11 protein-coding genes are annotated in these 14,015 nt (G+C 45.7%); 4 read left to right on the forward strand and 7 right to left on the reverse strand.

Going from position 1 to position 14,015, the window contains the following annotated elements; all coding sequences use genetic code 11:
* Positions 1-24: 24 nt before the first annotated feature.
* The 4 genes from F6K51_RS02395 (at position 25) to F6K51_RS02410 (ending at position 2,748) form a co-directional block, all read left to right on the forward strand.
* Positions 25-1,398 carry a metallophosphoesterase gene (locus tag F6K51_RS02395; RefSeq protein ID WP_293017756.1) on the forward strand — a complete coding sequence of 458 codons (1,374 nt, stop codon included), beginning with the start codon at positions 25-27 and terminating at the stop codon, positions 1,396-1,398.
* Between the two features lie 62 nt (positions 1,399-1,460).
* Positions 1,461-1,973, forward strand: a complete 513-nt coding sequence (locus F6K51_RS02400) for a hypothetical protein (RefSeq protein WP_293017758.1) — start codon at positions 1,461-1,463, stop codon at positions 1,971-1,973.
* A gap of 45 nt (positions 1,974-2,018) precedes the next feature.
* Complete coding sequence (locus F6K51_RS02405) at positions 2,019-2,201, forward strand: hypothetical protein (protein WP_293017760.1); 183 nt, start codon at positions 2,019-2,021, stop codon at positions 2,199-2,201.
* A 28-nt stretch (positions 2,202-2,229) separates the two neighbouring features.
* Entirely contained in the window at positions 2,230-2,748 is a 519-nt protein-coding gene (locus tag F6K51_RS02410) for a DUF4365 domain-containing protein (protein WP_293017762.1), read from the forward strand.
* 216 nt (positions 2,749-2,964) lie between these two features.
* Here the strand turns inward: F6K51_RS02410 and gcvP are convergent, their stop codons facing one another.
* From gcvP to rimP, 7 genes are all read right to left on the reverse strand, one after another.
* A complete protein-coding gene (gene gcvP, locus F6K51_RS02415) occupies positions 2,965-5,934 on the reverse strand; it encodes an aminomethyl-transferring glycine dehydrogenase (RefSeq protein WP_293017764.1) in 2,970 nt (989 codons plus the stop codon).
* Between the two features lie 321 nt (positions 5,935-6,255).
* A complete protein-coding gene (gcvH, locus tag F6K51_RS02420) occupies positions 6,256-6,663 on the reverse strand; it encodes a glycine cleavage system protein GcvH (RefSeq protein ID WP_293017766.1) in 408 nt (135 codons plus the stop codon).
* A 107-nt stretch (positions 6,664-6,770) separates the two neighbouring features.
* Entirely contained in the window at positions 6,771-6,974 is a 204-nt protein-coding gene (locus tag F6K51_RS02425; RefSeq protein WP_293017890.1) for a hypothetical protein, read from the reverse strand.
* A gap of 308 nt (positions 6,975-7,282) precedes the next feature.
* Positions 7,283-10,597: a translation initiation factor IF-2 gene (gene infB / locus F6K51_RS02430; protein WP_293017768.1), complete on the reverse strand. Its 3,315-nt coding sequence runs from the start codon at positions 10,595-10,597 to the stop codon at positions 7,283-7,285.
* A gap of 420 nt (positions 10,598-11,017) precedes the next feature.
* The gene (locus F6K51_RS02435; RefSeq protein WP_293017770.1) at positions 11,018-11,293 is read right to left on the reverse strand and encodes a YlxR family protein; all 276 of its coding nucleotides are present in this window, start codon (positions 11,291-11,293) and stop codon (positions 11,018-11,020) included.
* 482 nt (positions 11,294-11,775) lie between these two features.
* Positions 11,776-13,065, reverse strand: coding sequence for a transcription termination factor NusA (nusA, locus tag F6K51_RS02440; RefSeq protein WP_293017772.1), 1,290 nt, complete (start codon positions 13,063-13,065; stop codon positions 11,776-11,778).
* 172 nt (positions 13,066-13,237) lie between these two features.
* Positions 13,238-13,699, reverse strand: coding sequence for a ribosome maturation factor RimP (gene rimP / locus F6K51_RS02445; RefSeq protein ID WP_070395891.1), 462 nt, complete (start codon positions 13,697-13,699; stop codon positions 13,238-13,240).
* Positions 13,700-14,015 lie beyond the last annotated feature (316 nt).

Below are 14,015 nucleotides of genomic sequence, written 5' to 3' on the forward strand. Positions count from 1 at the left end.
CTCTCTGTCAGCCTAAAAAAACTTATGAAGTTCATCTATGACCCGCCCATTGCTACTAAAATCGCTACAATCAACCAGTGCTTATGCTGGGGTAATCCTGGGATTATCAATCAGGGAATTGACCAAACTCAGTTAGTCCTTGATGATGGTCACAATGAACGTCCAGACTTTTCGTTTCTAGTTCTTGGGGATACGGATTCAGACACGGAATACGGACGGAAGCTGCAAGCACAAATAGCTCAACAATTACTTGACCACATCGATACTTGTCGCTTCACCTTACACACAGGGGATCTGGTTTATCCATTTGGGTCGGGTGAGTTTTATTTGGAGAAATTTATTCAATTCTACCAAGAGGTTTTTGGTGTTAGGAGTCCTGTCAATAAAACTGACACTACTCGACTAGTCTTTAATCACCCGATTTTACCTGTACCAGGAAATCATGATTACTATGACCTGACGTTTCTGCCCAGATTATTTGCTCAGTTAAGTTTACCTCTACGCCGTTGGTTAAAATCTCAGTTAGGGTTGACCCTAGGTTGGGAGAGTTCTTACCAAGGCAAAGCCTATGCTCACGCTTTTCTTGATTGCTTGAGTCAGCATCACAAGCGGAGTAATTTAGCTGAGTATCTCAACCAACACTATACGGCCAAGACCGAAACCGGAAGATGCCTGCGCTACCAACCTGGTCACTTTACCCGCCTACCCAATCGCTACTATACCTTTAGATATGGCGGGCTTGACTTTTTTGGCCTTGATTCCAATACCTTTTGTAGTTCTGACTCTTCTTCTAAACCTAAGGCTGCTCCTGACCGAGAGCAACTAGATTGGTTACAGCAACGGTTAATTGATTCTTGGCATGATCCTCAGGTAAGGGGACGAGTGATCTATCTTCATCACTCTCCCTATTCAACGGAAACAAGCCGATGGGAGCAGCCAGATGCGATCGCAGTTCGTGGCCATTTACGCCAAGTATTCGATCAGGTGGCTGCTGCTATTGGTTCCCTACCGGAAAAACGCCCACTGGTAGATTTAATCTTAAGTGGACACGCCCATTGCTTTGAGCATTTGCGTACCCTTGATACTAAACATGCTGACTCCAATTTAAATTGGCTGGTCTGTGGGGGAAGTGGTGCTAGTTTGCGGGGTCAGCGCAAAGATGAGGTTGAAGTGATGGAAATTAGTCAGGGCGGTTATGTTCAAATGGTGGCGCGATCGCTTTTATTTATCGGACGCAAAGGTAAAGGCAGAACAGCCCGCTCTCCTCATACGTTCCTACGGATTGATGTACATAACGGTGTGCCCCCTAAGTTTGTAATTCGGCCATTTATAGTTGAGAAACTCAAGAATAAGTGGAGTAGTAGTGCTATCAAACCCTTTGTGATCCAGAATCTGTAAACACTATGGAATTGAGAACTGCTATAGTATAATTCGTTGATAGTCATAGGCCATAACAACAAATGAGTAAACTGCGCAACATACTAATGGGTGCTGGTATAGCAGCAGTCGGTGCGGTCGGAACTAAAGTGGCTGTGGATTATTTCCGCAACCGTGATAAAGAAGAGGAGAGGGACGAAAGTGAAGGTGACGCAGAAGTTACCTCTCCCGAAGAAGTTGCCTACGCTATCGTACAAGACAGTTCTGTGCAAAACTTCCTCGATGCTAGCTTTGGTGATGCTGGTCGTTATGTGCCCACTCGTGCGCCTAAGATGTTCGACTATCAGGACCAACAATATATGGTCATTTGGGCTTACGACAATCAGAAAGAAAAAAACCAAATGTTGGCATTCATCTATACCGATGAGGGTCGTAAGATGGTAGCTAGTGTGGGATACACTGCTGACGCAACGGATTACAATATCAATTTAGACAGCACACCCTTCGCTGTTGAAGTGAATGGGGAACAAATTACCTCTGGTCAAGATCAAACTGACGGAGCTGATGAAGTGGATTTTGTCCTAGCTGGTAGTTAAATCGGATTTTTCATTGGATAATCTCTGAATAATAAAAGCGATCGCTTGTCTACGGGGATAAGCGATCGCTTTTATTTAGCGATGCAGGTACACAGTACACAGGTACACAGGATTTTTTCCTACTCCCTACTCCCTACTCCCTACTCCCTACTCGGTGCTCCCTACTCCCTGCTCCCTAAAACCCAGAACGAAAGTACTGACCCAATTGAAAACTGCTGTAAGCTATAGAGTAAACCATTTCTATAGCTTCCGGTCAATGACGTCAAAAAAACGACCGAGAGAACAAATTATTGCTGATATCAGTATCAATTATGTGGAACGATATGTATTCTTATGTGGTTACTCAGTAGAACGAGTTGAGCTTGAGTACACTTATGGGTTTGACCTAATTATCTTTACCTATGATGCCAATTGTGAACTTGAAAATGGTAAAATTTACGTCAAGCTAAAGGCAACCGATTTTCTGAGCATGCTAGCCGCTGATCAAGAAACAATCGGCTTTCCCCTAGGACGCTCAGACATAGAGCCATGGTTAAAAGAACCAATGCCATGTATTCTGATTGTATACGATGCTCAGCTCGATCTAGCCTATTGGCTGTACTTGCAAGCCTACTTTGAAAACTGGGAAAACTTTGATCCATGGCAAATGGAAGAAACGATTACTGTTAATCTTCCTAAAAAGAATATTGTCAATCAAGATGCCATTAAAAAATTCGCTCGATATAAAAATGATGTGCTGCGCCAGTTACCGGGAGTGATTCGTCATCGTGCTTAGAAACGTTATTTTTGAAGAGTGTGAGCATTTAGCGGTTAGCGGTCAGCTCTCAGCAGTCAGCCATCAGTGCTCAGCTCTCAACAAATCAACAAAATGATTACCTGTTGTCTTGATGCAAAGCGCGAGTGGGGGGAACCACAGCAAAGCGCGAGTGGGGGAAAGCTCCAATACCCCGCTGCCTCACCATCTCCCCACACTCGACCATTGACTCTGGACTTAGATATACGCCTCCATTCCCTCACAAGAACAAACCAAATTCCTATCCCCAAAGGCATTATCTATGCGCCCTGCCACAGGCCAAAACTTGTGTTCCCTTAACCAAGATGCAGGATATGCAGCTTCTTCACGGGTATAGGGATGAGTCCATTCACTGACTATCAAGGCTTCTGCAGTATGGGGAGCATTCTTCAGCTGATTGTCCCTTTGGTCTACCTGACCCGATTCAATCGCTTTAATTTCCTGGCGGATGGCAATCATGGCATCACAGAAACGGTCGAGTTCCTCCTTCGACTCGCTTTCAGTAGGTTCCACCATCATTGTCCCCGCTACAGGCCAGGATACTGTTGGAGCATGGAAACCATAATCCATCAGGCGTTTGGCAATATCATCCACTTCGATGCCCGCAGACTTTTTAAGCGATCGCAAATCCACAATACACTCATGAGCTACTAATCCATTGTTCCCCTTGTACAGAACAGGATAGTAAGGGTCTAACCGCTTAGCCATGTAATTAGCATTAAGAATAGCCACCTTAGTCGCCTCAGTTAACCCCGCACTCCCCATCATGGCAATATACATCCAGGAAATCGGTAGAATGCTGGCACTTCCCCAGGGTGCAGCAGAAATTGCACCAATAGATAAAGTGGAAGGTTGAGACTGTAAGGTTTTGGGCAGGAATGGTACTAAGTGAGGCATCACCCCAATTGGTCCCATGCCAGGTCCACCCCCACCGTGGGGAATACAGAAGGTTTTGTGCAGGTTCAGGTGACACACATCCGCCCCAAAGTCCCCCGGACGGCACAGTCCCACTTGGGCATTCATATTCGCCCCATCCATATAAACCTGCCCCCCATGGTTGTGGACAATGGCACAGATATCTTTAATCTCTTCTTCAAACACACCATGGGTAGAGGGATAAGTCACCATCAGAGCAGCTAGGTTTTGGCTATGGTGCTCGGCCTTCTTCCTCAAATCATCTAAATCAATGTTGCCCATCTCATCACAAGCAACAGCCACCACCTTTAAGCCAGCCATCACCGCACTGGCGGGATTGGTGCCATGGGCAGAAGTAGGAATTAGACAGATATTGCGATCGCTTTCTCCCCGGTTTTGATGGTACTTACAAATAGTGAGTAATCCTGCATATTCCCCTTGGGAACCAGCATTAGGTTGAAGAGAAATGCCAGCAAAGCCAGTAATTTCTGCTAACCATTCTTCCAGCTGCTGGAATATAATTTGATATCCGTGAGTTTGGGACAGGGGAGCAAACGGATGAATCTTGCCAAATTCCGGCCATGTCACTGGCATCATCTCAGCAGTGGCATTCAGCTTCATGGTACACGAACCCAGAGGAATCATGGAGGTGTTTAGAGCCAAATCCTTACTTTCCAGGCGGTGCAAATAGCGCAGTAACTCTGTTTCTGAGTGATAGCGGTTGAATACTGGGTTGGTTAAGTAGGTACTACGGCGAGCAAATGGTTCATTAAAATCAGCTGTCACCTTAGTTGTTACCTCAGCCGCCAACTCTTCCACAGTAAAGAGTAGGGATGCACTGCTGGGTTCCCCTAAACTTGCAAAAATTTCCCACAAGTCTACTAAATCCCCAGCCGTCGTTGTCTCATCCAGGGAAATCCCGATAGTAGTTGAATCAATAATACGTAGGTTAATTTGACGTGCTTCAGCTGCTTCGATAATTCCGGACACAGAGCGATCGCTTAATTCTACGCGCAAGGTATCAAAAAACGGTTCTGAGCTAATACTGTAACCTAAGCGTTTCAGTCCCTCCGCCAGGATAACCGTTAATTGATGAATTCTCTCGGCAATACGTTTGATTCCCTCTCGCCCATGATAAACTGCATACATTGAAGCTATCACCGCCAACAGCACTTGGGCAGTACAAATATTGCTCGTAGCTTTGTCACGACGGATATGTTGTTCACGGGTTTGCAGTGCCAAGCGCAGTGCTGGTTTACCATTAGCATCTTTTGATACACCAACGATACGTCCTGGTACTTGCCGTTTATAAGCTGCCCGAGTAGCAAAATAAGCTGCATGAGGTCCCCCATATCCTAAGGGAACACCGAAGCGCTGGGTACAACCTATGGCAATATCAGCTCCGAATTCTCCAGGGGGTGTAAGTAGGGTAAGGCTTAGAATGTCAGCTGCCACAGTTACTAAGGCTTTAGCACCATGAGCCTTATCAATAAATTCCCGATAATCGTATATCGTGCCATCCGTTGCTGGGTACTGAAGCAGAGCTCCAAAAATATCTTGGTCAAATTCAAAAGTGCGGTGGTCACCAACAATCACCTCAATTCCCAAAGGTCTAGCCCTGGTTTGTACCACTGCGATAGTTTGGGGATGACAGGTTTGGGAAACAAAGAAGTGTTTGGCTTTCGTCTTACACAGACCATAGCTCATGCTCATAGCTTCCGCTGCTGCTGTTCCTTCATCCAACAAGGAAGCATTAGCAATTTCCAGACCAGTCAAGTCTATAATCATTGTCTGGAAATTGAGTAGTGCTTCGAGTCGCCCCTGAGCAATTTCTGCTTGGTAAGGGGTGTAAGCCGTGTACCAACCAGGATTTTCTAGGATATTCCGTTGAATTACAGGTGGGGTAATGCAGTCGTAATATCCCATGCCAATGACAGACCGGAATACTTGATTCTTAGAGGCAATTTCTTTTAGCTGAGCCAGGGCAGCATACTCGCTTTGGGCTGGTGGTAACTGCAGGGGTTGATTAAGCCAAATAGCGGCGGGTACAGTTTGCTCAATCAGGCTATCTATAGTGGATATACCCAGGACCTTGAGCATTTGCTCTATTGCATCTGGATTTAGACCTATGTGTCGATTGACAAAAGCATCGGTAGATGGTAGTGTTTGTGATGCGGAAAGATTGGGGTCAGATTTCAGCAACGACTGAGTATTTGCTCTATTTTTTTGATCCTGGATATCCAAATTCTGCATAGTAAATCAATTTGTGAATTAAGCAGCGAAGGCGGGGGTCACTTTTGATGGCTGTGACCCCCTAAGTTGGTAAATCTGTAAATCTATAGATACACAAAGCCCGGATGTATAACTAAAGCGATTTAGAACTAAAGCAATTTAGTTCTAAATATACAATATGAAAACCTAGCATTTGACAAGCTAGGGGTGTTGCTAGATTGATTCTAGATACACAACTTTACACAGCTGGGTGTAGTGATGACAACCCTATTTATCAGCTTTTTACAGAACCTTCGCTATAGCTGTATCTTAAGTTACTTGCTGTTAAACCCAATTTATAATCTACTCTGCCTCGACTTTGGCACGGTACTCCTCAGCAGAAAGGACACCCTCCAGTGGGTTATCAGGGTCATTCAGCCGCACTTTAATTAACCAGCCTTCACCATAGGGGTCTTCTGCAATCTGTTCAGGAGCCTCGATCATCTCCTCATTTCTTTCTACCACCGTACCCGATACCGGGGAATATAGATCCGAAACTGCCTTGACCGATTCAATGGTACCAAAGCTTTTGTCATTTTCTTTGTTACCCTTCTCGATAGTGTCGTCAATTTCTGGGAGTTCCAGAAGAACTAAGTCACCCAGTTGGTCAATGGCAAAGGCGGTAATACCAATAGTGGCAATTTCTCCATCAAGCCGTACATATTCGTGGCTATCAAGGTATTTCAGGTCATCAGGATATTCAAAGGCCATGTCAAGTCCAAAATCAGCAGCAATGCTAATTATCCTTCCTCATTTGTCTTTCGTCCAGCAGCCTTTGACAGTTGACCGTTGACCGTTGACAGGAAACCCTAAGGATTTCAGTAGGCAAGCATTTCTAGAGTTTCACGTAAGTAACGACGCACTCGGCTATCAAGACTGTAATCCTGAAATTGTTCACCCAAGGGATGTTCCATTTGCCAGCGTTGGAATCCTGAACTAGCGGCTATGGCTTGTTTAAGACTGTCCCAAACTTGAGTGTCGTGATCTAATGGTCCGGATTCGGATTTAACGAAGCTTGCCATATGCACCTTACCAAAATTTAATACAGATGAATCTAGTTGGGTCATGCTTAAGTGGTAAACTATTAAGCTTACCTGTACACTATCCTATCTGCTTTTTTAGGATTGTGCTTTTAGCAACACTTAATACTTACAATTTGGCAGGGTTAGGGTTGGAGGTTATCGGTTAACAGGTTAAAAGTTGCTTTGGATGGAACCTTGACAATTGCAAGCTTGCCACAGAGCAACTCGTCTCAATAACCTTTAACCTTCAACCTTAAACAAAACAACCTACCCGGCAATGGATGCCTGGGTAAGAACACCCCTCAGCCCTACTTCAGGGAGAGAGTCCGTCGCTTGGTTACCATCTGATAGGTTTCAATGATATCTTTTTCCGCCCAGTCGTTGAATTTATCAACACCCATACCACATTCGTAGCCAGCATTGACTTCCTTGACATCATCCTTAACACGCTTGAGGGAATCCAAAACTCCTTCGTAGATAACTTTGCTACCACGCCGCACTCGTAAACGGCAATTGCGCACGGCTTTGCCTGAGAGTACATAGCAACCCGCAACGGCACCACGACCCACTGGGAAGACAGCTCGAACTTCTACTTCACCCAATGGTTCTTCTACCTCTTCTGGCTCTAACAGACCTTCCATAGCACCTTGAACATCATCCAGGAGTTTGTAGATAATGTTGTATTCCCGCACATCTACCCCTTCCTGTTCAGCTGCTGGTCGAGCACCAGGAGCTAAGGTAGTGTTAAAGCCAACAATAACTGCACCACTAGCAGCCGCTAAGTCCACATCCGTTTCGGTGACTTCCCCAGGGGCAGCCAGTAGAACTCGAATTTGCACTTCATTTTGGGGCAGCTGTTCGAGGGATCCCAGAATAGCTTCCACCGAGCCTTGAACGTCTGCCTTCAAAATCAAGTTGAGTTCCTTGAGTTCACCTTCTTGAGCCTGGGCTGATAATTCAGTGAGGGTAACTCGCCGTGATTTCATGCGAGTTTGCAGGCGAGATTGACGTTGCTGTTGAGCTCTTTCTCCAGCAACTGCCCGGGCTTCTTTTTCGCTCTCAAAGACTTCAAACTCATCACCAGCAGCTGGAACATCACTCAAGCCAAGGACTTCCACAGCAAACGAGGGACTGGCTTGTTCGACTCGCTGTCCTCGGTCATCAAGCATGGCTCTGACCTTACCGAAAACTGAACCAACAACCAGGCTATCACCCACCCGCAGCGTACCGTTTTGCACTAAGAAGGTAGCAACAGGCCCTCTAGCTTTATCGAGGTGAGCTTCAATCACCGTACCTTTGGCTGGTCGATCCGGATTAGCAGAGAGTTCTTCTAGCTCTGAGACCAATAGAATCATCTCCAGCAGTGAATCCAAGTTTTCCCTTTGGATAGCACTCACTGGTACCATGATCGTTTCACCACCCCATTCTTCTGGAACCAAGCCCCGTTCTGATAATTCTTGCTTAACCCGATCAGGTTGAGCTCCGGCTTTATCAATTTTGTTAATAGCAACGACCATGGGAACTTCAGCAGCTCTAGCATGACTAATGGCTTCAAGGGTCTGAGGTTGCACCCCATCATCAGCCGCTACTACTAGCACAGCAATATCGGTTACTTTTGTTCCCCTTGCCCGCATGGCTGTAAAGGCTTCGTGACCGGGGGTGTCTAAGAAGACAACCTGTTGAATTTTCTCCTCATGCTCAACATCTACGTGGTATGCACCAATATGCTGGGTAATTCCACCGGCTTCTCCTTGAGCCACTTTTGCTTCACGAATGGCATCGAGTAGAGTCGTTTTACCGTGGTCAACATGACCCATAATTGTCACCACAGGTGGACGCCGCTCGAGGTTTTCCAGGTCTTGGACATCCAGCATTTCCACCTTAGTCGCAGCAGAGGCTTCTTCTTCCATCTCGACCTTGACTCCCACTTCCTCAGCTACCATTGTGGCAGTAGGAACATCCAAAGTCTGGGTAACACTCACAGCTATGCCTTTGAAGAAGAGCATTTTAACAATGTCAGTTTCTGCAATAGCAAGTTGATTAGCCAGGTCTCTAATGGTGAGTGAGTCTCTCAAAACAATTTGTTCTGGGCGTTTGGGCTGACTTTTCTGTGTACGACGGCGATCGCGCTGATCCGACTTGTTGCTACTACTGGCTTTAGCAGGCTTCTTCTTTTGGTTAACACTGGCAGTATGTGCTTGGCTTTGCTGTTTTTGTAGTGACTTTGGTTTGGGAGGACGAGCCAGAGAAAGACTAACTGAAAATGAACCATCGATTTTGTTATCGATTTGATCTGATTCTGTTTCAATATCATCTTCATCATCCAGAATCATTTTAGGTCGCCGCTTGAGTTTGGCGGATTTACCCTTCTGGGCTTTGTCTTCGTCTTCTCCATTTTCTGCCTCCCACTCTTTTTTCTTAGCAGGTCGGGGGACAGATGGTCGCCGGAGCTTGACCTCCTTGAGCAGTTCCTCAGATTCATTGACTAAGGTGTTGGTCTCTTGATCAGAGCCATCATCTGTCAGACCCGTTGAGTCAGCATCGATTGCTGCTACTTGAGAATTGTCTTTATCAAGACCTGGTTTGGTTCTTTTTGGAGGTCGCTGGAGTTCAGGAACGGTTGGTCTTGGTGAACTAGAACGCTTTGGTGGTGATGTTTCCGAGGGCGTTGACTGTTTATTAATAACAGGGGATTTGTTAGGGGATTTGTTAGGAGTTGGACTCTTTACTGACTTTGAACCGGAAGAACCTTTTTGGTTTGACTTTATCGGTCGTTCAACCTTAGCCGGCTGACTTTTTGATTGTGATACTCTGACAGGAGGTCCAGTTAATTTTGGTTTTTCTGTAATCTTAGCTGAGGCAGTACTCTGCTGTGAAATCTTCTGGACTGGTTTAGCGGCTAGTTCTGGTTTAGCGGCTGGTTCTGGTTTAGCGGCTAGTTCTGGTTTAGCGGCTAGTTCTGGTTTAGCGGCTAGTTCTGGTTTAGCGGCTAGTTCTGGTTTAGCTGCTGGTTCTGGTTTAGCTGCTGGTTCTGGTTTAGCTGCTGGTTCTGGTTTAGCTGCTGGTTCTGGTTTAGCTGCTGGTTCTGGTTTAGCGGCTAGTTCTGGTTTAGCGGCTGGTTCTGGTTTAGCGGCTAGTTCTGGTTTAGCAGCTAGTTCTGGTTTAGTATCCTGCTTAATCTTGGTGTCCTGTTCAATGACCTGCTTAGGTCGATTGAGAGTGCTAGGTTGACGAGGGGGTATAGCAGTCGGCTTAATGGGAGGTTGGGGTGGGATTGCCATTTGATTACTTCTCTGGCTAGAAGTATTCCCAGAACTGCGTTTGTGCTTACGAAGCTCCACAATTTGCTGCTTCCGCTCCCCTTTGGGACGTCGAACTAATTTACCAGAGCTTAACTTAGAACCTTTATTTGCCGATGACTCACCTTCGCTATTGCTTACAGCTGCTAGTTGGTCAGAATATTTTTCGGCTGTCGTGCGAATCCGTTGGGCATCCGATTCTGTAATCGTGCTACTGTGACTTTTAACTGCAATATTGAGTCCTTCACAGATGCTCAAAATTTCCTTGTTGTCCAAATTCAATTCCCGTGATAATTCGTAAATTCTGACTTTGCCGCTGTTCATGCACTATTCCCCTGTCGTACCTACGTGTTGTTAAACCATACTCAACTACTCGAATGACTTTTTACTTTATCAAGCTTTATTGGAAAGCTTAAACGATAAGATAAGCGATGCTCAACAGATAATCAACCATCCATGCTTTTTCGTTGGTGTGTTCACCTCAACGGTAGTTTGATAAGTTTATCTATTATCGCGTGCTTCTTTCCTGTGAAAAAAGCCAAGCAGCATTTTAAATTGACGGTTCGGTTAAACCGCCTAATCACCGCGTATGCCTTTAAAGGTAGCTAGCGTATAATCGAAGTAAATTCACCTCCCTGTTGAAACCAGAGCATCAATAGAACTAATGACTTCCTTAGTATCCTAACGATTACTTATGTTCCCCGGACGAACATACATGGAAGAAATTGCTGCTAGATTCACCCTTTAATTACCTAAATTGGGTTGGCTTGGCATGGTAGCTAAACGCTGCCATAAAGTTTCGTACAGATTTTTTGGCACCGATGCACGCAGTGATCGCCCCAGTCGGTTTTTCTTTTGAGCCGCCGCTAGGCAACTCAGTTGAGGACATAAGTAAGCTGAACGACCCATACCCTGATCTAATTGTACCTTTCGTGACGGATAGACTCGGACAATACGCCAAAACTCCTGTTTTGGTGCTACTTTCCGGCAGCTAAGACAACGTCGATAGTTTGGTTTCATAAGGGTTTTCGGTTTGGAAAATCTCAAAAGTCCTCCTTCTTTAAAGGGTACGGTAGATGGAGGCTTGTAGGGCGTTTGCGATTGGGCAAACGCCCTGTTTTACCTGATTGAGTTACCCAATGAAACCAAAAATCAATGCCAGAAGGCGGTACGGATGTGGGCTAACCGGTGGTGTGAGCAGAAGATGAAAAACTATAGTAGAGATCCTCACACCCTTGAGACTGGGATGACTAACACAAGAATAAAATCACCACACCAACCGGCAGTAGGGGGTAGGGGGAGTAGACTAACCCAGCAATAAGTGGAAGTATTCAATAACTCATTGGCTTGGAAGAAAACTGTAAAAGAATTCTTGACCAAAGCCGAAACCCCACACTCCACTACCATTCTAAACCAACAAGCTTAGGGGTATCATTGTATACCATTACCATTCTCAACCTTGGCAAAACTTTCCTCACCTCAGGGTTAACCCCTAAAATTCCTCATTCTTCTTCTTGAGTATTCAAATCAAGCACTGGCTCAGCATCCAGCACATTTTCTGGTGTTTCTACTCCTTCTTGGTAATCTTCCTGTAACTCATTGCTATCGACATCTTCTTCTTCTAGGGTATCCTGTTTAGACATGTCGGTAGTGTCTTTTTTGTATTGCGCAGCATCTTTAATGTCAATCTTCCAACCCGTAAGGCGGGCGGCAAGGCGAACATTTTGTCCTTCTTTGCCTATAGCTAAACTCAGCTGGTCTTCTGCTACTAAAACATGAGCTTGACGTTCTTCTGGATTGACTAGTAGCACCTGATCCACTTGGGCTGGGCTAAGAGCGTTGGCAATATAGGTAGATGGATCAGGAGACCAACGAATTACGTCGATTTTTTCACCTCGTAATTCATTCACCACAACTTGAATGCGGGAACCTCTAGCACCAATGCAAGCTCCCACCGGATCCACATCTCGCTCCAGGGTATCTACAGCAATTTTAGTCCTTGGTCCAACATGACGAGAAGGAGGATTAGCTTCCCGTGCCACTGCGACAATCCTGACCACCTCATCTTCTATTTCTGGGACTTCGTTGGCAAACAGATAGACCACTAAACCAGCCGCCGCTCTGGATACCACCAGCTGAGGACCACGGTGAGGGCCTTCCCGGACTTTTTTGAGATAAACCTTAAAGGTGGAGTTAATGCGATAGTTATCATTGGGTAGCTGTTCCCGTTTGGGCAGTTCGGCTTCTACCTCTGGCCGACCAAAACCACTGCTGAGCGCCATAATCACAGACTGCTGCTCAAATCGTAGTGATCGAGATTGCAGAACGGTTCCTTCTAGGTCTTGAAACTCTTCTTTAATCAGCTTACGCTGCTGGTCTCGGAGTTTTTGAGAGAGCACCTGCTTGGTTTGAATCGCTGCCATGCGACCAAACTCTCCTTGGTCTGGAGTCACATCCAAAACCACTGAGTCTCCCAATTGTGCTTCAGAGGCAACTTCCTGGACTTCTTTGAGAGAAATTTGATGGTCACTATTTTGTACCTCTTCGACAATGGTTTTGGTAGACAAAACCCGGAAGCCTTCTTCTTCAATATCAAGATCCACTTCAAAGTTGTCAAAATATTCTTCGTCAAAATGAAATCGTTGGTCTAGCCGTTGAGAACGGCGATAGCGCTCATAGCCTTTTAGCAGTGCTTCTCTTAATGCCTGTTGAACTGCAGACCTAGGTAAATTGTGGCTTTGACTAATTTCTTCTATCATTGCCTTAAGTCCAGGCAAACTAACTATCGACATCAGCAAATCTCCGTCTTAAATCTATCCATGGCAATTGTCTTGGGATTTAAAGTAAATCAAGTTCAACTTCAATCCTCAGCCTTGAAGCTTGTAGGGGAGAAGCACTTGTAGATCTATAGTCGAGCCATTGTCTTTAACAAGTGCTGCACCCCTAGCAACCTTCAAGAAAAATTTAACCCCCATCATCCAGTTTTACTCTGGACACGAGCTGACGGGGAATGGCAAACGCACGACCCTTGAGATTGAGATAAACTCCGCTCTCATCCCGGCGAATTAACTGCCCGCGCCACTCTTGCTGCCCCTGATAGGGTTCAGATGTCTGAACAATCACACCAAACCCTTTGAAAGAAATGAATTCTCGGTCTGTGCTTAAGTCCTGTGTGATCCCAGGACTGGAAATTTCCAAAACGTAGGTGTCTAAAATGATGTCCTTAGCATCTAACTGAGCTTCTAAAGCACGACTCATGCGTTCACAGTCATCCAAGCTAGTGTCACGGATGGGGTTGCGGATATAGACACGCAGCACCGGTGGGCGTCTGTTGGTCTGGAAGAGAGCCTCTACAATCTCTAATCCTAAATCTTGAGCCAATGGCGTTGCCAAATCGATTAGTTGTGGAATCAGGGGATGAGTCATGGCACCAATCCAATAAAAAAAGTGGGGTCAACCCACTTCATGGCAAAATCTTCTCCAAGAAGTCTAACCGCCCAAAAGCTTCTGCACATCTAGTTAGCACAAGCCCAATCTCTAGTTACTGGTCCTGAGCTATTGTTGACAAGGTCATGGGCTCGAAGACTCTAAACCCTAGGACAAACCGGAAACTTCCCGCAGAATCATTGATTAGGAGTTACCAGCTTGCCGTTGCTATGTTTGAGTGTGACAGCTCCCACACTGACTCGTTGAGTTCAGTGTAGGCTTCCCAGCCAATCCAGCTATTGCTTAGGAGGCGCTG

This window comes from Moorena sp. SIO3I8 (assembly GCF_010692325.1).
In the GTDB taxonomy this organism is placed as follows: domain Bacteria; phylum Cyanobacteriota; class Cyanobacteriia; order Cyanobacteriales; family Coleofasciculaceae; genus Moorena.